Origin of the sequence: Microvirga tunisiensis (assembly GCF_009296175.1) — a bacterium.
Taxonomy (GTDB): Bacteria; Pseudomonadota; Alphaproteobacteria; order Rhizobiales; family Beijerinckiaceae; genus Microvirga; species Microvirga tunisiensis.
Genome location: NZ_VOSK01000003.1, coordinates 69,742 through 89,134 on the forward strand (window position 1 = coordinate 69,742; position 19,393 = coordinate 89,134).

The following is a 19,393-nucleotide window of genomic DNA, read 5'->3' on the forward strand; positions in this document are numbered from 1 at the left end:
GGAGCGCCATTCCTATGTCTTGGGACGTCAATCGCAGCCGCAGTCGGATCCTCCAGTTCACCCAGAGCGTGCCAAAGGGCAACGTCTCGGTGAGGACGTTCGACCAGGGCTTCCTGCAGCACCGGCAAATCGTCGCGCAGGGGTTCGGAAAGCGCCTTTTCCTGGACGAGGCGCCGATCATCAACATCCCCGTGAACCAAGCCATCTTGGTTGACGGGGTCCATGTCTACGTCCAGCTCCTCGGCTACCACGATGCTCTCCAGGATCAGGGGCGTGAGACAGAAGCCAGCCATCGGCGTGTCCTCCAGTTCCTCCACCTGCACTACTCGGCCGCCGACCGGATCGTCGCGGCGTTCGAGGGACAGAGGGTCGATTTCCATGGGCCTCGGCTTCATGCGGTCATTGTGACGCCGCCAGGTGCTGGTAACGAGCGGGCAAGGGTCGTCCGCGCCATCGCCATGGCAAGCACCTTGCAGGCGACCATTGAGGAAGCCGGAGCGAAGTTCGGGAACCAGCAGCTCAAGGCACGCGTCCGAATCGGGATCGACACCGGCATGGCTGTCGCCGTGAACAGCGGAAGGGGCAGCGAGCCCGAGCCGCTGTTCCTCGGCAGCCCTGCCAACTATGCTGCGAAGCTCGCTGAAGGGACGGAACCCGGCATCTTCCTCAGTGACAGGGCGCGTGCGGTACTTGGAATGAGGACAGCCGGCTCGTTCTTGCAGGAACGGGTAATGGCGATCTCGGAGAGCGAGGCCCTCGGCTACGTCCATCGGGATGCAGGCGGCCACTACTGGCAAACGGGATCGCAGGTGTCCCGCCAGAAGGTGGACGAGGCGATCCGGGCGTTGCAGGCGGACACGACCCTCAAGTCCATTCTCGGCGCCGAAGCCGTCTTCCGGTTCCACCATCATGAGCCGCCGCTGCGGTCGATCAGCTTCGCCGAGTTGATGCCGAGCAACTCGATCCGGATGCCCCTTATGTCCGTGTTCGCCGACATCGACGGCTTCACGGCATACGTCGACCGCTGCATCGCGACCAGGCAGATCCCCGAGATGGTCATGAACCTGCACGTGATCCGCGGAGAGCTCGCAGCCGTCCTCAAGGGCGACTTCAAGGGGCGCAAGGTCCGCTTCATCGGGGATTGCCTCCACGGCCTGATCGCCGAAGGGAGCAGGGTCGACACGGACAAGACCTCCTCGGTCACGTCGGCCGTGCTCCTGGCCGGCGGATTGCGGTCGTCCTTCGACCTTTGCCGCCAGCTCCTCCCCGGAATCGGCAATCTCGGCCTCGCCATCGGGTTGGAGCTTGGGGCGACCCCTGTGACACGGCTCGGCATCCGCGGCGAGCGCAGCGTGCGGTGCGCGTCGAGCAAGGCCGTGTCGGCGTCCGAGGATCTGCAGCGGAAATGCAACGGGACTGAAACCGCGCTTGGCAACACAGCCCTGGCGAGCGCCAGTGTCAGGGTGAAGGCCCTCTTCCAGACCGGCGTCGCCCGCAACCTCGATTTTGAGAGCGCTGATCTCATGCTGTCAGGGCTGGCAGTCCCGGCTGTCGTGCCTGCGGCGCCCCGAAGTGAGTTCCGCGCCCATGGCAATGGCTGACACCGAGCGCCTGCGCCTGGCGCTCACGGCCGCACCGGGTTGGTTCCAAGCTCACACGACGGGTGACCTGCGGGTGACCGGAGCCGTCACTCTGGATCTCAATGCGGCTGGTGAGCCGTGGATCGTGCTCCTTGAAATCATGGTGCTGCGATCTGGGGTCAGGGTGCGGGAGCTTGTGCCCGGCACGCAGTTTCCGGCCCGGTGCCCAGAACGGCATGTCGAGGATGGAGGATGGTTCTGCCTCGGGCTCTCATCCGGGACGACAATCATCGACGCGGCGTCAGCGGAAGAGTGGTGGGAGAGCCTGCGTTCTTTCCTGCGCATGCAGCGTGTAGCCGCGCGGACGGGCTTGTGGCCGGACCACCATGCGCTGTCGCACGGGGCGGCTGGCATGCACCATCTTCAAGCCCTGGGGCTCGCCGCCGAGATCGGCCTCGTCGGGGACTACGAAGCCCTGCTTGCTGGCGAGCCATCGATCCTCGGCCGCCTCTTCCCGCTCTTGGCCAAACGCGAGCCACGCCTGATCAATGGCAGGGCCATGTGCTCGTGTGGGTGCCGACGAAACGGAATGGCCATGCTCCGCCGAAACTGTCCGCACCGGCGCAAAATTGTCGGTCTCTTGATGTCCGAGCGGGAGCGGCGAAAGGCGTTAGATGACTATTGGGCCGAGATGAGGCGCCGCAGTGTACAGTGTTGCGGGAAGATGACCTCCTGCCCATTGCAGTCCGCTACGCAACCCCGTCCCGCCACGGCCTCGGAAACTTGGGGCCGTCACATTCCATATGAGCAGTCGTGTGGCTCGACATGCTCAGATTCAGGAGGAGCAGATGGCAAAGCGCACAAGCGGGTTCGGAGGATGGGGCACCCCGCCGAAGCGACCCACAAGCCCATTCGCCTCGTCAAAGCAGGCGGACCAACCGTATCCCCGCAAGCCGCACCTGGAACGGCAACTGTGTGAGGCCATTCAAGTCCGAAAACTGGTGGAGATCCGCTACGAGGACGATCTTTCATACCGGCTCATCGCCCCACATGCGGTCTACAAGTCCACCAAGGACAAGGTGAATGTCGTCGGGACGCAGATCAGCAATCCAGGCCAGCCGATGGATCGCTATGAGCCTCGGATCTTCGAGATCGGAAAAATCGCAGACGTCCGGATCACCGGAACGGACTTCACGCCCGATGCACGGTTCGACCGTTTCGACCCGCGCTACAAGGGCGGGATCATCTGCTCGGTTTGATAGGTCCAATCCAGACAAAGATCCCGTAATCGCCAAGTCCGGTCTGAAAGGTCATCCGATGCCTTGCTGCTGATCGTACTTCAGGCCTGTGGCCTATGATGGAGCGCCGGCGCGGCCTGATCCAAGTTGCCTCGCAGCTCGCCATCGGACACCCTCCTTTTGAAGAAGGGGTGATCCTAGACGGGATGGCAGGATGGTGATCCCCACCCGCGGCTAAAGCACAGCGTGACCAGCACGCTGAACTGCGCTAAGCGGCACGTCTGGTAGCCCAGGAAATTCCTCCAACATGAAGAATATTACCCGCCACGCCGTCCGCATCTATGCAGCCGTCTCCAGCCTGAAAGAGGGCCGTGGCGACGTCCTCGATGCGCTGATCCCCTTCATGGAGCCGATCCTGGAGGCGGCCGACGGCAAGATCTATGATCCGCATGTCGTCGCCCTTGGACTGCGACGCCTTTACGGCTGGCGCGTCAACCGCGACGTCGCCGAGTTCTTCGCCGAGCGCCTGCTGACCCGGGGTTATCTGCAGCGGGTCACGCCGAGCGTTCTCAAGGTGAGCTACAAGCCTGAGGCTACGACCGGCGAGGAGGGCATCAGGATCGCCGAGGTGCTGGAGCGGATCACGGACGAGTTCCAAGCCTTCGCCCCGCAGGTAAGCGATATCGCGCCGGTGACGCTTGCTCGCAAGGAGCTCAAGGACCTGCTGATCGGCTTCCTCGTCTCACTCGACGCCTACACGGAGCAGGCCTTCTCTGAGTGGGTCGACCGCAGTCAACTCGACATCGAGAAGCAAAACATCCTCGAACAGCTTGAGGAGGGCGGGAAAGCGCTGACGCCGGAGCTCCGCTATCTCTGCGCCCGGTTCCTGCGGGACCTCGTGAAGGACAAGCCCGAATTCGTGCCGCACCTCGCGAGGCTCGCGTCGGCCGGTCTTCTGGCCGAGGTCGTGGAGGACTTCGTCAAGCCGACTACCATTGAGACGCGGTCCGACCTCGTGGTCGTTCTCGACGCGCCCGTGGCCCTGAACCTGCTCGGCCTCTCGGGAGCGGCGGCCCGGGACGACATCCGGAACGTTGTCGAGTCGCTGCGGGGCATCGGCTGCTCGTTCATCGTGTTGCCGGTCAGCTGCGACGAGATGAGCCGCAATCTTGCCAGCATGCTTCGCCTCCCGCTTACCCAAAGGCACGGCCCGACTTACGACGCTATGCGTAAGGGTGAGGTGCAGGAGGATTACGTCAGGGCAGTCATGAATGACCCGCAGCGTGCGCTGGAAGGCGTCGGTGTGACAGTCCGCCCCGTCAATCTGACAACCTACCCCTACCAAATTCGCCACTTCTCGGAGGCCCACTACGAGGAGCTGCTGTCCGACTTCCGATGGCAATCCATCGATGCTCGCGACCACGACGCGACCAGCACCGCCCTGACCATGCGGCTCCGCGCAGGCAACCGAACCTCGGACCTGTTTCGGGCGAAGTACGTGTTCGTCACCACCAATCCGCGCTTTGAGCGCATCGCACGTGATTTCTGCATCGCGAACAGGATGATCGGGGACAACCACGTGCCCCCAGTTGTCCTCCAGCGGGAGGTTGCCATGGCCGCGTGGCTCAGGACGGGCTTCGCCGGTGAGGACGAAGCCACCGCCAATGTCGATATTCCTCGTAGTCATCTCATTGCGTCCTGCGAGCGCGTGCTGCGGACCCGCAAGGAGGTCACAGAAGCGGTCCACCGCACTCTTAGCGACATCGCCCCAGACCGGCTCGCTCAATTTGAGCTCCTCATGTCCGACCAGCGCAGCGTCCAACGTCTCATGGACGAGACGCTCGGCGAGGAGCGCCTCGTCACACCAGAGAACATCGACAAGCTCTGGGACGAGATGCGCCGTGCGACCGCAGCGGAGATCGAAGAGGAGTACCGCCTCAAGATGGAGGTCCAGAAGGCGGCCCTCGCCGCCGAGGCCCAAGCCGAGCGCGAGAGGGTCGAGGCCGCGCTTAAGGCGGAGCACGCCGCTGCGGCGGGGGAGGCCGAGTCGAAGCGCCAAGTCGCCGAAGCCGAACGCCAAGCCGCGGAAGCGGCGCTGCGCGAACAGAACCGCGAGCTGGAAAGACGTGCTGCGCTCCTCGACGAAGCTGAGCGGGACAAGGCAGCCTTGGCGCTCCGAGTGCGCGAGAACCACGACAGGGAGGTCGCGAAGGTCGAAGACCTCATGGTAAGGATCGGCCGTGGGACGTCCCGCACATGGACGGTAGCGGTGCGCATCCTCGTCGGGCTCACCTTAGTGTCCCTCGCCAGCACCATCTTCGGCTGGACGTCCGAGAGCGTGCTCCTGCAGATTGTGGGTGGTTTCTTCACGCTGGCAGGCAGCTATCACACCTTCAAGGAGTTCACGCAGGAGCCCAAGCTCGGCTTGAGAAATCTGCTCGACCGTCTCGCCAGGAAGCGCCTTCGGGCAGGGTTCCGTAGGCTCGGCATCGACGAGGCTCAATACATGAGCTTCGTGAAGGTCGACTATGGCCGGCTTACCTGGGATAGGATCCCGCCTCCACCCGCATTGCCGGCTCCTTCGCAGGTCGACGCTGTTGAGGTGGACGAGGCGGCCTAAGCACCTGCGCTGAGAGGTGCATATACCTAATGAGGCTTCACTTGTGCCCGAGATCGAAAGGTCCGCCTGCCGAATCCATTCACCCGGCAGGAGGCGGCTCTGGTCGGTGGGGCTCACGATCTGGGCATGGGGCGGATAAAAGGCCACTACGACATTGGGCGCGCCACCGCCTCGACACTCTTGGCCGGGGTGCCCTCGACCCGGTCGCCCGCGCAGATCAGGACATCGAGGGCCGGCGCTGCGGCTGGTGGAGCGGACGCTGTCCTCCAGATGCAGATCAAAACAGTATTCAAAGACACATCAGGTGTTATCCGGCGCTTCTGGCGAAGGATTGCTAGCTCGGTCCTTGCTGTGCCGGGTCTTGCGACGGTCGGTCGTCTCGGCGGCGACCACCTCGTACCGGGGATGCTTGTCGATCTCGGACTTGAGCGAGTCCCAGGGGAATCCGCCATAGGAGCCGCCCTCGTCGGCCTGCGCGTGCCCCTGGATGGCGTCGAGCTTCGCGGAGTCCATCCCACACCGGCGACCGATGGTCTTAAAGCGGTGGCGCCACGCATGGTTCGGCCGGACGTCAGGGTGATCGATCCCAAGCCCACGGACCCACACCGCGATGCTCTGGCCGACGCGGGCATAGGTTGGATTGTATCCCGTCACACCCTTCTTCTGGCGCCTGGTCGAATAGAACAGGGGTTCTTGCTCGCACCGCTTCACGAAGTCGATGAAGCCCTGCTCAATGAGATGGTCGTGCAGAGGGACCTCGCGAAACGTATGGTTCTTCTGACTGCCGGCTTCTGGCGTGATCCTGATAAAGTAATAGGTCTTCTCGACCTGCCGCCCTTCCTCTTCGCGAACAAGGGTGCCTTCGAGAACGTCCTTGCGGCGCAGTTGGGTGATCTCGTTGACCCGAGCGCCCGTGTAGGCGCACAGCCAGGGCACCCAGCGCCGCGCTGCGGCATGTTCGGGCGTAGTCAGGCGGCTGGGCAGCGCCAGCGCGGCCGACAGGATCTTCCGTGCCTCGTCGTCCGTGAAGCCCTTGCTGCGCAGCTTGGGCTTGACCGGCACCGTGACCTTCACCTTCTCGGCCGGGTTGGCCTCCATCTTGCCCTGGCCGCATGCCCAGGAGAACACCGCCCTCACGGCGGCGATGTGGACGTCCTTCACCGTCGACGGCTCATGGTCAGCAAGGGAGTGCCAACTTTCCAGATCTCGTGACTCTGATCTGTTAAGCTTAGCCCATGCGGTGGTTGGTTTGTGATACAAGAATCACCCTGTCATGCGCGAAGTTGAGGGCAGCAAGATAATGGCATACCCTGCTTCACAATCAGGTTCATATACGTTGCGGGGGCATATCTGATTCTATTGTAGATAGAGGTACCGCGCAGAATCCTGAACATGTGTAAAGTGCCTCAGCCGAAAGGCTAGTGGCCGGCTGACGCATCGACGACCACTTGAGAGCCATCAAGGGAGAGCTTCGCTCGCAGTCCTGACAGTGTATCAGTTGCATTCTTGAAGCCCCCGATCAGCTCGCTGATGGAGACCGGCTGGACCGGATTGGCTTCGATCGTCAGCGGCGCCAGGTTACCGGTATAGGCCACCACAAAATCAGTGAGTTGACCGGCCTTGCCTCCCAACAGCGGTGCCAGCTGCAGCAGTGCCGCTCTGAGCTCGGTGTCGCGACTGCTGGCCGGTAGGATCTTCAGAAACTGTGCCACCACTCCGGCGTCCCGATATGTCAGGCGGGCAGACCTGATACGGCCAACCGTCAGGACCTGCCCAAGATCGAGGGTCCGGCCCGTTAGATCCACACCAGTCAGTTCCACGGACCCGGTCACTTCCGCCATGGTCGGCAGAGAGATTCCAATATCGGACACGCGAAGATCGCCCGTCTTCTGATTGCCGGCCAGCACGAGCGAAATTCGGCCGCTCTGGGTAGAAGCTGTTCCCGCGTTATCGAGCAGAGTTCCGAAGGCTAGGCCATCCACATCGATCCGGCCTGTCAGATCTCCTTCTGTCCCGACGCTATAAGACGTCCGGTAACTCTGGACCTTCAGCAAGTGGCCCGCCGCTTGCCGGTAGATCACGTCGGAGAGAACCAGATCGCCAATGCGGTCAGTCGTCAGAGGTGTCTTGCCGAGATTTCTCGTGCCGACGGCCTTTGCTGAAAGGGTTCCGATCTGAACCGTGCTATCCGGTGCTGTCATCGCGACGCCCGTAGCTATCAGGGCTCCAATCGACGCTTCGGAACCGGTCACGGCCACATTCTCAAAAACGATCTTGCCCGCAGAAACCCACTCTTGGGTTCCGTTCTTCGGAATCGCGACCTTTAGGCCCGACACGGTTACCGTCTGGCCCTCTGACGACATGTTCCCAGTCGCCCCCGGTATTTCCAATCCCAGAAACTTACGGACAACGTCCTCAGATGTCTGGTCGGCGAGCGCTGATGAAACCCCGATAAAGAGAGAAGCCCCGGCAATAACGGTCGAGAGGAAATGACGAGAGAACAACGCTGGCTCCAAAGTGCTGATTAAGAACGAGAATCTTCTTGAGCCTCGATGATATCATCCGGCTTCAAAATCCCATTAAAAAAGGGGTCTGATTATGGCTTATCCTGCCTATAAGTCCTCCCTCCCGAAGACGCGTACCGCCGTCGAGGAGATCGCCTTCACCCGCGCCTGCCTCATGCTTGGCGAGGCCCAAGCTCAGGTGAGTGAGGAGGCCCAGGACGCCGAGTGGCACGGTTTCCTGCTGGAGGCAGGTCAAATTGCTGCTGCTCTGGCTTTGGCCGGCTTCCAAATCACCCGTGAAGCAGCCCCGTCGCGTCTTGTGCAGGGTCCAGGTCGGCATCCGAACCTTCACGTCGTCTCCCTTTAATCTTCGTCCGAAACTCCCGTGCCGAAATCCCACTCTTACGAGAGGCACGAAGGCGCTGGAACCGACCAAGAATAACCGATAGCGCGCAAACATGATCGTTGCCCGTGGCATGACATACCGGCTTTACCCGACACAAACCCAGGCGGAAGCGCTTAGCCGCTTCGCGGGAACATGCCGGGCCGTCTATAATGCCGCTCTGGAACAAAGAACACATTATTGGCGCCCGTTTCTACGTGCCCACGGAAAGCACATTTCGTTCGCGTCCCAGGGCCGGGAATTGACACAACTTCGTGCCAGCTTCGACTGGATCGAAGCCTGCCCGATAGATTGTCAACAGCAGGCACTGCGCGATCTCGATCAGGCATTCACGAATTTTTTTGCCGGTCGCGCTGGATATCCACGGCCACGACGCAAGCATGCGAACGTGAGCATCCGGTTCCCTTCTTGCCGGCTGACAGTCAAACGCTTAAACCGGCGCAACGCCACCATACGAGTTCCAAAGCTCGGACGGATCCGCTTTCGTCTGTCGCGGCCGCTTCAAGGGCATGTCGCTAATGCGACGATCTCGAGGGATCCGCTCGGTTGGCGCGTGACGTTTGTAACGCACGTCGAAATCGACACGCCCCCTGCCGCGGATCGGATAGTCGGCATCGACCGTGGCGTGACCTGCTCGACGGCAACCTCTGACGGGGAAATGCCCTTCTTTCCGCGCGAGGCCATCACTGTCTCAGAGGCTAAAGCGCGAGCCCATCAGTTGACTGCCTCGAAGCGTTGCAACGGTTCGCACCGCCGCGCCAAAGCATTAAAGTTCGCCGCGCGACAGCGCGCACGGGCGGCCCGACAGCGCAAGCATGCGAACCACGTGGAGACAACTCGTATCGCGCGGCGCTATCACACCGTCGTTCTCGAGGACCTGCGCATAAAGAACATGACGCGCACGGCCCGCGGAACCCTCGAAGAGCCCGGCAGGAACATAAAGCAGAAAGCTAAGCTTAACCGCTCCATCCTTGATACGGGATGGGGCCAATACGAAACACTTCTTACCTACAAAGTCGCAGAACGAGCCGGGACGCTCATCCTTGTTCCGGCCCGGAATACCTCCCGACGCTGCCCAGAATGCGGGCATGTCAGCGCACGAAATCGCGAAACCCAAGCGCTCTTTCGATGTGTTGAATGCGGTCACAAGGCCCATGCCGACGTGAACGCTGCCATCAACATCCTCCGGGCCGGAACGCGGCCGTCGCGGGGCGAAAGCTCTGCGCGAAAATCTCGCGCGGCACCTGCCACGTGAAAAAATCGCCCCTCCTTCAGGAGGGGAGAAGACGTTAATACCAAACGCCTGCCTCTGATGCTCCGGGCTACCCTCTTCATGCCGGATGCCCTGTTTTCGACCGACGATTGACCTCCACCCCCTTGGATTGCGAACAACAAAGCGGATATCAGATGAGGAGTAGCGCCCAAAGGAACTCTTATGGACCTCATTCCCGAAGACCTTCGCCAGGTCCTGATCGCCAACGGCCAGGCCTCTCAGGACGGGACGAAGAGTGACCACATTCCCGTCGTCAAATTGTTCATGCCGGATAGCCAGGCAACTTGGCTCATCACGGAGCTGAAGCCAAGCGACCCGGATTTGGCGTATGGCCTCGCGGATCTAGGCATGGGTGCCCCGGAGAGCGGTTGGTTCCGCCTCTCCGACATCATCGCACAGCGGGGCGTCCTGAATCTCCCCATCAAGCGAGATCCGTATTTCCGTGCCGATCGGCCGCTGAGCGCCTACGAGGCTGCAGCAATCGTGGCCGGGCGGATAGTGACCCTTCCACCAAACAAGTAGGCCGGCTAGCCATCAAGAAGCCCAGAGGGCCGTCATCTCGCGATGACGGCCTTTTTCATTGTCCGGGTGATCAGGGCCCAACACGATCGCGGCCGACCCCGGCCTCCCTTCCCGATTTTAAGCGATGAAGTCTCTCCACCTCGCGAGGTGGAAATGAAACCGACAGCCTCACAAACCCCGATGGAGACCCCCTCGATGGTCCGCTCGATCATGACCCGTGAAGACGCCCTCGCGATCAAAAACCGCTGGCACGATACCTGCCGCCGCTACAACGAGGGAAACGCATCTGGTGCAGACATGTCGCTCGCTTTCGCCGACGCGGCCAGGGCCGTGCAGCAGGCTGAGCGCGATGGAGCAGATATGACGGATGTCCGGAAAGAGCACCCAGCACTGTTCTCGGCCTAGCGTGCAGAACCCTTCAGCATCCAAATCCCTTCAAAGGATCTCCTGTCATGAAGCAGAGACCGACACGTGAACAGATCGTGGCCATCAAACGCCTCTACGATCGTAGCCCAGACGGATCTCCCTCCTATCTCGCCTTTCGCCGCCGGTTTGAGCACTTCCCGTCGGTCGATTGCTTGGGCGCCAGGTGGTGCAATATGTTCATCGGCATCGAAGCCGACGGCTACACCCATTCTTGAACCTCTTCTGCATTCTCACCTTCGAGGTTCACTTGCCTACGGATACCTACTCCCGCTTCCGGGATATCCCGCAACTGACAGCCAACGGCCGCTACTCTGTCGATCTCTCCTGGGGCGACCTGTTCGAGGACCTAGCCCGATGGGAACGGGCACCTGGCGGTGTCGAATACGAACCCGACTTTCAACGCGGTCACGTTTGGTCTGAAGGCCAGCAAGTGGCTTTCGTTGAATTCGCACTGCGCGGGGGTCTGGATCGCTCCTCCAGGCATCTCCTATTCAATTGCGTCGATTGGGATGGCGATTGCAAGTCACCGATCCAACTCGTTGACGGACTTCAGCGCCTGACGGCCACAAAAGCATTTCTCAGTGGGAAGATCCGCGCTTTCGGACGCCGCTACCATGAATTCCAGGATCGATTGCCGCGCAGCATTCGGTTCACGGCTCACGTAAATGATCTGCCGACCCGCTCCGCTGTGCTGAATTGGTACCTCGAGCTCAACGCCGGTGGCATTGCTCATTCTCCAGAGGAGATCGAGCGCGTCCGAGAGTTGCTTCACCAAGCCAGCTAACCGCCCGATAGGGAACCCTCACATGACCTTTACATCCTCTGCAGGCCTTGGCCGCGGACAGATGGAGCTCGCCTTCGATCCGGCTCCGATTCCGGTGGTCGAGCACCCTCCCGAAATCCAGCCCGATCTATCGAGCTATGATGCAATCGTGGTGGCAGCTTCTGGTGGCAAGGATTCGGTATCGTGCCTGTTAGCATGCATCGAGAACGGCGCGCCGTTGGAGCGCATAGAGCTATGGCACCACGACGTTGACGGGAGAGAAGGATCGGCATTGTTCGACTGGCCAGTGACACGTTCTTACGTTTCTGCACTCGCCAAAGCCTTTGACCTCCCCTTGTACTTCTCCTGGAAGCAGGGCGGTCTTGAACGAGAAATGCTCCGCGAAAATGCTAGAACTGCGCCAATATCTTTCCAAACACCTGAAGGTGAGATAAGAAGTGTAGGCGGAGTTTCCGGAAAGCTCGGGACGCGCCTGCAGTTCCCCCAGGTTTCAGCAGATTTGACAACTCGTTTTTGCAGCGCATACGCCAAAATCGACGTCTCTTCCGCTGCAATATGCAATCAGGACCGCTTCTTAGGCAAGAAAACTCTCTTCGTTACTGGCGAACGAGCCCAAGAAAGCTCTGCACGAGCGCGCTATAAGACATTCGAACCACATCGCACGGATCGTCGGGACGGTACCCGGCGCAACCGACATGTCGATCACTGGCGGCCTATTCATGGCTGGGATGAGCGCCAGGTTTGGGAGATCATTGAGCGACACAGGGTAGCGCCTCATCCTGCTTACGACGCTGGCTTCGGCAGGGTTTCGTGCATGAATTGCATCTTTGCCTCGCCGGCTCAATTAAGTACGATCCTTAAGTTCGCACCTCATAAATTCATGCCGATCGCCAATTACGAGAAGCAGTTCGGCAAGACAATCCACCGGACCCTGACCGTTCTCGAACGTGCTGCGAAGGGCACACCCTACGAGGCTGCGAATGAGTACACGATGGGTCGCTGCCTCTCTGAGCATTTCGACGAACCTATCATCCTGGAGCCCGGGCAATGGCGCTTGCCCGCAGGAGCCTTCGGCGAGAACGCGGGACCGACTTAACGGTCTTTACAAGCTGGATGCTGTAAAATGCAGACTTGCGGCCCGGGAAATAGATTCTCGGTCCGCCGGACATGGTCCAGTAGGAGTGCCGATGGCTAAGGAAACCGCTTTGCTGAAAGCCTACGAGCGTATGCTGGAGACGCAGGATCACAAGAAGCGCCTTGCCCCGGACCGTCTCGTCACGCTGATCGCGGACGCGCCATGGATCGAGGCTGTAAGCGCCCATACGGAAGCCCGTCAGGCATTCTTGGAGGCTGCGATAACCTTCTGTGCCTCTATCCGTAACCCTGAACCTAAGGGCTCCCGGCGTGCTGCCCGAAAAGACCGCTTCACTGAAAACGGTCGAGAAGAGCGCGTATCTTGACCGCGATATCGCGGTCTTCCGGTTTTTCGCACGGATCGATTGACCGCCGGCGTCCATTTCCGTACTGAACAGCAAGGATCGGATCGTTCCCATCCGGTGCCGACTGTAGGAAGAAGTCCGACCATTCACTGTGCCTATGGGTCGTGACTTTGATCCAAGTGATGCGGTCCGCTGCAGCCATCCGATCCAACCCGAATCTCTTTCGAAATCATCCAACTCTTATCAAACCTCGAGTTTCCTCAGAGGATCTGTTCCCATTATCCCCGCCGATTTTTTGCCGGCCGTAGTCCTTGACCTCCTTTTCATGCGCTCCGAACCCCAACAGTCACAGTTGGCGGAAACAGCCAGATCCTTCGGAGCGTGAGCCTTGGACAGGCAGTCCATTGTCCAAATCCCTAGAAAAACCGTGCTTTGCGCATCGCGCAGCAATGCCTTGCGAGTGACTATCAATGATCACCAGATCCTATCGCGTCCAGGTCAGGGACGCTGACCAGCAAGTCCACGACGAGACCGTGGAGGTCGAGAGCGAGGAGTGTAACTCCATGCTCGATGATGCCCTTGAGGCTGGCCAAGCCGCATGCAAGAGCGTTGCAGCCAGCCAGACGGACTTTGATGCCTTCGATAATGACAGCGCCTATCTCGAAACCATCGACAGGCGGGCTGGGGCCTGCATTGTCGAAAACATCTCCAAGGTCGGCACCCCTGTCCGCTTCAGCGTCTATGGACTCTACAGCAACGACGGCGGCGCCTGGTCCGACTGTGTCTTCGGCGTCGACCACGAGGACGCGATGTTCGATGCCAAGTGGCAAATGGCCGAGAACCAGGGAAGCTCCGTTGAACGGGACGGTCTTGAAGACTTCCTCGACACAATGGAAGGTATCGAAATAACGGACTGCATCCCAGAACCAGTCACAAAGGATGAGCTCGCCGACGCCGCTAAGGATGTTGTCCTCGCCTTCGACGCCAAACAGCCCGTCACCGAGGCTGTCGGCCGCCTCCGCGATATGCTCAAGCAGCTCGGCGTGGAACTAGAACGTCCGACGGTGACCCATGGCGCGTAAGAGAGCGGAATCCCCATCTCCGCCGCCCACGCCGCGCCAGTCAGACATCTTCGCAGACATCCTGATCCGCAATAGGATTGTCACCGAATTCACCCTCGAGCTCAACTGGGGCGCGCTCAGAGACCCAGATTGCAAATCCAAGTCTCGGCTACTGCAATGGCCTCTGACCTATATCGGCGTCGCCCGCGGCGGCCCACTGCTCAAACTTGCGTCCCATCAGCTGGCGGAACATCCCTTCGTCCTAAAGGTCGCCGAACTCACGGGCCTAGGTCCCGTCCTCGATGAGGACGACAATCACCGCCAGTACCATCACGCCGTGGATCTCTCTACCGACGACGACTGGCGCGAGCTGCTCGAAACCCGGCATCTCACGACGCCTGAGCACATTGCGGGCGGGGTCGGTTTCGGGGTCTCCTACGGCTATCTCTCAACCGTAAACGCCCGTCACGTTCTCAAAGCCGCCCAAATCCCGGAGCCCGACGGACGATCTGAACAGCTCCTACTGGGGACAAGCATGAGCCCCTCCAAAAGCGAGCGGCGATACATCCCGAACTTCTCAGGCCATTCATTCGATCGGTTATGGATGGCCATCCATGGATTGGAGAATGGCTGGCTGTGTCATGACCAGGGCGGCCATCTGAAACTCACCACGAAAACAATTCAGGCACGAGGCTTGCCCGCACTTGCCTAATCCGGCCTCATTGACGGGCACAGGCCCGAGGATATCCCTAATCTGATTGCGGGTATCCCGCCTAGTCTCCGTCATCTCGGGCCCAATCAGATTCCTACCCACCACAATCCTGCATCACCCGCTGGCGTCGCCATTGGGAGAGCGGGCCTTTGCACGAAGGTCATTATCCATGTCGAAGCTGACGAAAGAGGAGGCCAGGCGCCACGCAGAAGCCGAGGAGCTTCTCAAGAAGGACAAACTCTCCCTCGACGAGCGCCTGTTCGTACTTGAGCATTGGCACGAGGGGGCTCGTCACATCAACTCCGTGGCGGGAGCCTTCTTTACGCCATTGGATCTCGCTCGCGACTTCGCGGTGGAGGTCCCCGGACGCAAGATCATCGACCTCTGCGCGGGCATCGGCCGCCTCGCCTTCATGGTTCAGAACGGCTGCTCCGACGAGTACGAGATTACCTGTATCGAGCAGAACCCTGATTACATCGCCGTCGGGCGCAAACTCCTCCCGGACGCCACTTGGATCTGCATGGACGTGTTCGACCTTCCCAAGAAGGGATTGGGCCGGTTCGACGCCGCGATCAGCAACCCGCCGTTCGGGGCCACGCCTCGCGGCCGCTCGCAAAGCCCACGCTATACCGGCTCGCTCTTCGAATACCACGTCATCGACATCGCCTCGGACCTCGCCCGCTTCGGAACCTTCATCATTCCCCAAGGGTCCGCGCCATTCCGTTACAGCGGATGCTCCGCGTTCCGGCACGAGGAATCGGAGTCCTACAAAGTCTTCCAGCGCACCACGGGTATCGCGCTCGGAGCCAACTGCGGCCTCGATACCTCTGGCTACCGCAAGCAGTGGCGCGGCGCTTCTCCGATGGTTGAGATCGTGACTGCTGACTTTGGCGAGGTGCAGGCCGCCCGTCGAGCTCAGTCGCAGGACCTTTTCAGTCTCACGCTCGATCCATCCATCGCCGCTTGAGCCCCATCAGCAACGAAACGCACCCATGATCAAATCTTTCCTCGATCTCTCCACCGAACACGTCTCGAAGACCACCGCAGATTGGCTCGACGCCCAAGGACGTCTCGCCGCCGCGTATCGCACTGACGCGGATCCCGCTCCAGCCTTCACGATTGGTGGCACGCCATACGGATGGTTCATCTCTCTGCCCGCAGCAGGCGGTGATGAGGGCAGGGGAGTTCCCGAAGATCTCCGCAAGGTCTTCGACTACGCCCGCAAGCAAGACGTTCACTTCATCCTCTTCGACCAAGCCGCCGATACCGTGGATGGCCTGGACACCTTCGAGTGGATCTAACTGGAGCTCCTATGAACACCGCAGCAGACATACGCCAGGCGAAGCTCGAGGAATTCGTCGGACAGGCGCTCGACCTGAACATCCACTACGATACCGACATGGACGCCTATGTGATCCCCCGGATTGCTCAGTTCGAAGAAGCTCGTGATCTCCCGCTCGGCACCTTCACGAAGCCGTCGGAATGGAAAGAGCAGCGAGCCTTTAATCAGGACCTCGCACGGCGCGTTGCATCGGGGCCACGCGGCACGTGGGCAATCGTCGTCACGAATTGCCACGATGGGAGGATCTTCTACAGTACCCTCATCAGCGACGGCACCGGCGAGATCTCCACAGGGGGCAGTCACGACAGCTATGACACCCCGCCAGACTATCCGAAGATCTACGAGCGGATGATCGGCTACGAGATCTATCTCGCCCGCAGGGTTGTAGAAGCCCAGCGCCAGCTGGCTAGGGATCAGACTGCCATTCGCGACCATCGCCTTCAGGCCGGAATGACCTTCAAGGACTTGATGGTCGACCACAAGAAGTTCTCGACCGCCGCCATCCAGCAGGTCGACCCCAACACCGGCCGGGTAAAGCTATTCATGACGAAACGCGGCAGCGCGCAACGCTATCAGGGCGAAGTGAGTGCCTCCAGCCTGGTCGAGAGGGCAGGGCTCAGTAAACGGGAGGATCTTCTTTCAGCCGCGTAGCGAGACAAAGTCAGCCAAGGGACCCAGGTGAAAAGGGGCAAGATTCAAACCCCCACAAAGGAAAATTCCATGGAAACCGCTGGCGTCGCTCAATCCTCTCAGAAGCTCTACAACCGCGTGCTCGTGGTACAGGATCTTTCAGTCAAAATGGACCGTAAGGGCCGGCCCTACGCCAATTTTCGCGGAGCCTTCACGGACCGGAAGTCGGGCAAGCCCGTCACAATCTTCACTCAGGCGCTTGGTTCTGCTTACGAGCGCGTGAAAGACCATTTGGTCGAAGGTCAGGAGATCCGGGTACTCGGCGCTCACGAGCAGCGCCAGGCCGATCCCGCGAACGGCATCCTCCCGACCCGGTCGTTCCGCATCGTGAAGCTGGCCGAACCGAAAGCGAAGGCGCCTATTCAAACGGACCCCGCTACCGCCCCGGTGGAATGTCAGGTCGAGGAAACGGCTGACCAAGCACCAGTCGCCCCAGAGATTCCCCAGGAGGAGCCTGACGCAATCGCATCGGACGTCGAGCCCGAACCGCGGTCCATCGCCCTCGCGGTCCCGCTGCCTGCATCCGCCGACATGTTCGACTAACACAGCGGCACCGCTCGGAACTCCACGTTCCGGGCGGTTTTCCATGAGAAACCGCCGCGTGGAACAATCCAGCTTAATCCCATTAACTACTTCTGAATTTGGCCTGCTGGGTTTCCCACGCAGCCAAGCTTTGCTGTATTCTGGCGTCTGTCGAGGAGAGAGAATCTCACTGACACGGCGGTCCTGCTTTATTGCCCCCTAAACTCGGGACCGCCGTTCTCTTTCTTTCGACCTATGGGCCCTCTGATCCGGTTTCCCTGGTTTTCAGGCCCTTTCACCAAATCGCTCGAACCCGATCAGGCGTGGTATTCTTGGCAACATCACGTCCGACCAGGAATTTGGAATCTCCCTTGATCAAGCGTCGCTTCTTTCTTGTCGCAGGCCTGACCCTGAGCCTCGGCGCATGCGTGTCGGATGGCACCACTGCCATCACCACCGTGAGCCCACATCATTGCTTCTACGATTCCAATCAGGCTCGGAATCGCTGCAGCAGTGCAACCTCCGTCTCCGGATATGCTCCCAACGAGCGTCGCGCCTATCGGCACCGTCCTGACTACGGGCAGAACCCTATCTCAGGTCTCGGGTCCGTGCTCGATCCGTCCCCTTCGGCTCCCGCAGGCTCGGACTACACGTTCGGCTATAACTCCGGGTTCGAGGCCGGCTATCGCTATCCCCGGCGCTTCGTCACCACAATCTATGAGGGCACGGAAGTCATCGAACCTCTGCCGGAGACCCGCGCCGCCTCAGTCAAGCGCCCCTCACGATCAAGGAAGGCCGGTCCCGGTCCGGTTTACAAGGATTGAGCACAGCAATGCATTTTCGTTCACTTGCCACCGTTCTCTGCGCTACGGCGTTGCTCGCTGCCTGCAATAGCACCCAAACATCCGGTTTCACCGTGCCCGTTCTAGCCGAACTCGATGGTCACCCTGCTGGAACGCACTTCGATCAGAATCTCTCGTCGTGGCATACGGTGAACCACCGGCCTAAAACGACGATTCTCGTTGATGCTGCACCAGCGCCGTCCGCACCGGTCACAATCTTCGATGCTGCCACCGGTGCTCCATCAGGTCCTCTCGCCAGCCGCCCGGCGACGAGCGAATGCCCTGCCTACATGTCCAGGCTGGTCTGCGACGACTGGCTCACTCATAAGCGCAAAAAGCAATCTTAAGCAGCGCGATGCTCTCTCAACGGCTTATCTTCGGATTTCCTCTTGATGTCCTCGCAACCGGGTTGGTTGTCGGGATGGCCGTCCTGCTCGCCCTCTTCGGTCTGGTTGCTCTCCTTCGTAAAGACCGATACCGGCCTCGACCATTGCTGACGGATAACGAGCGGGAGTTTCACCGCCGGCTGCTCTCTGCTCTCCCTGGCTATGAGATTGCGCCCCAAGTCAGCATGCTCGCCTTGCTGGAGCCTGATCTGAAGACCAGGAACAAGCGTTACTGGCGCACCTTCAATGCTATCGGCAACGCAAGGGTTGACTGGGTTATCCTCAAGGATCAGAAGCCGATCGCTGTCGTGGAATTGGACGACAGCACCCATGATCCAACCAGAGATCGCAAGCGGGATGCCATCCTCAATTCCTGCGGCTACCGTGTGATCCGCTTTGAATCCCGCAATAGGCCTTCCATCGGCCAGATCCGAGAAACGGTTGCCCAGCTATGAGTTCAGAACATCTCCACGATCCCGGCGGCAAGGTTCGCATTAAGATCCAAGATGGCATCAGAGGCTCTGCTAGGTTCAGCCCGTGCGGACGCTATCGGACGGTCCTTGCGCGGGAGTGGACGGATAAGAAGGATCCACGGTTCGCCCTATGGATCGGCATGAACCCTTCCATCGCCCGGAGGTAGACGATCCTACCTGCTTGCGCGAGGTCAAACGCACGATGGCCCTCGGACTTGATAGTTACATCAAGTGCAATGTTATGGACTTCAGGGCCACCAAGCCGAAGATGCTCCTTGAGCCAGGGGTCCAGCCTTGCAGCTCGGAGAACATCAGCAGCATCCTTAAGATCGCCGCGAAAGCCGAACTCATCATCCTGGCCTACGGCACCCTTCACAAGAAACTTGCCCATTATGGGCGGGACATCGTCAAGGCTCTCCATGCCGACGGCCATAGTCTATGGGTCCTCGGCACGACACAGGACGGATCCCCCCGCCACTCCCTCTATGTTGGATATGACGCCGACCTGATCCCCTATGCACCTGCTTATCTGCAAGGTGCCCAGACCTCATCCCAAAACCCTTAACGGACCAGCGT

The 19,393-nt window shown here is 60.2% G+C and carries 22 protein-coding genes and 1 pseudogene; 21 read left to right on the top strand and 2 right to left on the bottom strand.

The window, feature by feature from the left end; translation table 11 throughout:
- Nucleotides 1-14 precede the first annotated feature (14 nt).
- The 4 genes and pseudogenes from FS320_RS02315 to FS320_RS02330 all read left to right on the top strand — a co-directional run bounded on the left by FS320_RS02315 (nt 15) and on the right by FS320_RS02330 (nt 5,438).
- Nucleotides 15-1,601 carry a nucleotidyl cyclase domain-containing protein gene (locus FS320_RS02315; protein ID WP_152708996.1) on the top strand — a complete coding sequence of 529 codons (1,587 nt, stop codon included), beginning with the start codon at nt 15-17 and terminating at the stop codon, nt 1,599-1,601.
- Nucleotides 1,602-1,740: 139 nt separating this feature from the next.
- Nucleotides 1,741-2,262, top strand: a pseudogene (locus FS320_RS50630) (E2 domain-containing protein); the annotation flags it as partial.
- A gap of 166 nt (nt 2,263-2,428) precedes the next feature.
- A complete protein-coding gene (locus tag FS320_RS02325) occupies nt 2,429-2,839 on the top strand; it encodes a hypothetical protein (protein WP_152708998.1) in 411 nt (136 codons plus the stop codon).
- Between the two features lie 286 nt (nt 2,840-3,125).
- Entirely contained in the window at nt 3,126-5,438 is a 2,313-nt protein-coding gene (locus tag FS320_RS02330; protein ID WP_152708999.1) for a hypothetical protein, read from the top strand.
- A gap of 300 nt (nt 5,439-5,738) precedes the next feature.
- On the opposite strand, the gene FS320_RS02335 is transcribed toward FS320_RS02330, so the two are convergent.
- Together FS320_RS02335 and FS320_RS02340 are read right to left on the bottom strand one after the other, a co-directional pair.
- The gene (locus FS320_RS02335; RefSeq protein ID WP_152709000.1) at nt 5,739-6,599 is read right to left on the bottom strand and encodes a site-specific integrase; all 861 of its coding nucleotides are present in this window, start codon (nt 6,597-6,599) and stop codon (nt 5,739-5,741) included.
- A gap of 257 nt (nt 6,600-6,856) precedes the next feature.
- Nucleotides 6,857-7,942 (bottom strand): hypothetical protein, encoded by a 1,086-nt coding sequence (locus FS320_RS02340; protein ID WP_152709001.1) that lies wholly within the window; start codon nt 7,940-7,942, stop codon nt 6,857-6,859.
- A gap of 94 nt (nt 7,943-8,036) precedes the next feature.
- On the opposite strand from FS320_RS02340, the gene FS320_RS02345 reads away from it, so the two are divergent.
- From FS320_RS02345 to FS320_RS02420, 17 genes are all read left to right on the top strand, one after another.
- Nucleotides 8,037-8,309, top strand: a complete 273-nt coding sequence (locus tag FS320_RS02345; RefSeq protein ID WP_152709002.1) for a hypothetical protein — start codon at nt 8,037-8,039, stop codon at nt 8,307-8,309.
- Between the two features lie 91 nt (nt 8,310-8,400).
- Nucleotides 8,401-9,600 carry an RNA-guided endonuclease InsQ/TnpB family protein gene (locus FS320_RS02350; RefSeq protein WP_152709003.1) on the top strand — a complete coding sequence of 400 codons (1,200 nt, stop codon included), beginning with the start codon at nt 8,401-8,403 and terminating at the stop codon, nt 9,598-9,600.
- A 180-nt stretch (nt 9,601-9,780) separates the two neighbouring features.
- Nucleotides 9,781-10,140, top strand: coding sequence for a DUF2958 domain-containing protein (locus FS320_RS02355; protein ID WP_152709004.1), 360 nt, complete (start codon nt 9,781-9,783; stop codon nt 10,138-10,140).
- Nucleotides 10,141-10,293: 153 nt separating this feature from the next.
- A complete protein-coding gene (locus tag FS320_RS02360) occupies nt 10,294-10,545 on the top strand; it encodes a hypothetical protein (RefSeq protein WP_152709005.1) in 252 nt (83 codons plus the stop codon).
- 47 nt (nt 10,546-10,592) lie between these two features.
- Nucleotides 10,593-10,781, top strand: a complete 189-nt coding sequence (locus FS320_RS45770) for a hypothetical protein (RefSeq protein WP_162002812.1) — start codon at nt 10,593-10,595, stop codon at nt 10,779-10,781.
- Between the two features lie 32 nt (nt 10,782-10,813).
- Nucleotides 10,814-11,350: a DUF262 domain-containing protein gene (locus FS320_RS02365; RefSeq protein ID WP_162002813.1), complete on the top strand. Its 537-nt coding sequence runs from the start codon at nt 10,814-10,816 to the stop codon at nt 11,348-11,350.
- A 22-nt stretch (nt 11,351-11,372) separates the two neighbouring features.
- The gene (locus FS320_RS02370) at nt 11,373-12,446 is read left to right on the top strand and encodes a phosphoadenosine phosphosulfate reductase domain-containing protein (RefSeq protein WP_202882824.1); all 1,074 of its coding nucleotides are present in this window, start codon (nt 11,373-11,375) and stop codon (nt 12,444-12,446) included.
- 91 nt (nt 12,447-12,537) lie between these two features.
- A complete protein-coding gene (locus FS320_RS02375; protein WP_152709007.1) occupies nt 12,538-12,810 on the top strand; it encodes a hypothetical protein in 273 nt (90 codons plus the stop codon).
- 449 nt (nt 12,811-13,259) lie between these two features.
- On the top strand, nt 13,260-13,871 hold the full coding sequence (locus tag FS320_RS02380; protein WP_152709008.1) for a hypothetical protein: 612 nt from the start codon (nt 13,260-13,262) through the stop codon (nt 13,869-13,871).
- Nucleotides 13,861-14,562 (top strand): hypothetical protein, encoded by a 702-nt coding sequence (locus tag FS320_RS02385; protein ID WP_152709009.1) that lies wholly within the window; start codon nt 13,861-13,863, stop codon nt 14,560-14,562. Before FS320_RS02380 ends, FS320_RS02385 begins: the two co-directional genes overlap by 11 nt.
- A gap of 169 nt (nt 14,563-14,731) precedes the next feature.
- Complete coding sequence (locus FS320_RS02390; RefSeq protein ID WP_152709010.1) at nt 14,732-15,529, top strand: methyltransferase; 798 nt, start codon at nt 14,732-14,734, stop codon at nt 15,527-15,529.
- A gap of 25 nt (nt 15,530-15,554) precedes the next feature.
- Nucleotides 15,555-15,863: a DUF5983 family protein gene (locus tag FS320_RS02395; RefSeq protein ID WP_152709011.1), complete on the top strand. Its 309-nt coding sequence runs from the start codon at nt 15,555-15,557 to the stop codon at nt 15,861-15,863.
- Between the two features lie 11 nt (nt 15,864-15,874).
- Complete coding sequence (locus FS320_RS02400) at nt 15,875-16,555, top strand: hypothetical protein (RefSeq protein WP_152709012.1); 681 nt, start codon at nt 15,875-15,877, stop codon at nt 16,553-16,555.
- Nucleotides 16,556-16,624: 69 nt separating this feature from the next.
- Nucleotides 16,625-17,137 carry a hypothetical protein gene (locus FS320_RS02405; RefSeq protein ID WP_152709013.1) on the top strand — a complete coding sequence of 171 codons (513 nt, stop codon included), beginning with the start codon at nt 16,625-16,627 and terminating at the stop codon, nt 17,135-17,137.
- Nucleotides 17,138-17,487: 350 nt separating this feature from the next.
- A complete protein-coding gene (locus tag FS320_RS02410; RefSeq protein ID WP_152709014.1) occupies nt 17,488-17,940 on the top strand; it encodes a hypothetical protein in 453 nt (150 codons plus the stop codon).
- A gap of 439 nt (nt 17,941-18,379) precedes the next feature.
- Nucleotides 18,380-18,799 carry a DUF2726 domain-containing protein gene (locus FS320_RS02415; RefSeq protein WP_162002814.1) on the top strand — a complete coding sequence of 140 codons (420 nt, stop codon included), beginning with the start codon at nt 18,380-18,382 and terminating at the stop codon, nt 18,797-18,799.
- A 199-nt stretch (nt 18,800-18,998) separates the two neighbouring features.
- Complete coding sequence (locus tag FS320_RS02420) at nt 18,999-19,382, top strand: DUF1643 domain-containing protein (RefSeq protein ID WP_244626928.1); 384 nt, start codon at nt 18,999-19,001, stop codon at nt 19,380-19,382.
- Nucleotides 19,383-19,393: the final 11 nt, after the last annotated feature.

Excerpts from the sequence above, each read along its gene's own strand:
- FS320_RS02405 (WP_152709013.1), top strand. The coding sequence starts at position 16,625 with ATGGAAACCGCTGGCGTCGCTCAATCCTCTCAGAAGCTCTACAACCGC.
- FS320_RS02330 (WP_152708999.1), top strand. The coding sequence starts at position 3,126 with ATGAAGAATATTACCCGCCACGCCGTCCGCATCTATGCAGCCGTCTCC.
- FS320_RS02355 (WP_152709004.1), top strand. The coding sequence starts at position 9,781 with ATGGACCTCATTCCCGAAGACCTTCGCCAGGTCCTGATCGCCAACGGC.
- FS320_RS02390 (WP_152709010.1), top strand. The coding sequence starts at position 14,732 with ATGTCGAAGCTGACGAAAGAGGAGGCCAGGCGCCACGCAGAAGCCGAG.
- FS320_RS02315 (WP_152708996.1), top strand. The coding sequence starts at position 15 with ATGTCTTGGGACGTCAATCGCAGCCGCAGTCGGATCCTCCAGTTCACC.
- FS320_RS02360 (WP_152709005.1), top strand. The coding sequence starts at position 10,294 with ATGAAACCGACAGCCTCACAAACCCCGATGGAGACCCCCTCGATGGTC.
- FS320_RS02325 (WP_152708998.1), top strand. The coding sequence starts at position 2,429 with ATGGCAAAGCGCACAAGCGGGTTCGGAGGATGGGGCACCCCGCCGAAG.
- FS320_RS02415 (WP_162002814.1), top strand. The coding sequence starts at position 18,380 with ATGGCCGTCCTGCTCGCCCTCTTCGGTCTGGTTGCTCTCCTTCGTAAA.
- FS320_RS02375 (WP_152709007.1), top strand. The coding sequence starts at position 12,538 with ATGGCTAAGGAAACCGCTTTGCTGAAAGCCTACGAGCGTATGCTGGAG.
- FS320_RS02395 (WP_152709011.1), top strand. The coding sequence starts at position 15,555 with ATGATCAAATCTTTCCTCGATCTCTCCACCGAACACGTCTCGAAGACC.
- FS320_RS02380 (WP_152709008.1), top strand. The coding sequence starts at position 13,260 with ATGATCACCAGATCCTATCGCGTCCAGGTCAGGGACGCTGACCAGCAA.
- FS320_RS02350 (WP_152709003.1), top strand. The coding sequence starts at position 8,401 with ATGATCGTTGCCCGTGGCATGACATACCGGCTTTACCCGACACAAACC.
- FS320_RS02370 (WP_202882824.1), top strand. The coding sequence starts at position 11,373 with ATGACCTTTACATCCTCTGCAGGCCTTGGCCGCGGACAGATGGAGCTC.
- FS320_RS02385 (WP_152709009.1), top strand. The coding sequence starts at position 13,861 with ATGGCGCGTAAGAGAGCGGAATCCCCATCTCCGCCGCCCACGCCGCGC.
- FS320_RS45770 (WP_162002812.1), top strand. The coding sequence starts at position 10,593 with ATGAAGCAGAGACCGACACGTGAACAGATCGTGGCCATCAAACGCCTC.
- FS320_RS02345 (WP_152709002.1), top strand. The coding sequence starts at position 8,037 with ATGGCTTATCCTGCCTATAAGTCCTCCCTCCCGAAGACGCGTACCGCC.
- FS320_RS02400 (WP_152709012.1), top strand. The coding sequence starts at position 15,875 with ATGAACACCGCAGCAGACATACGCCAGGCGAAGCTCGAGGAATTCGTC.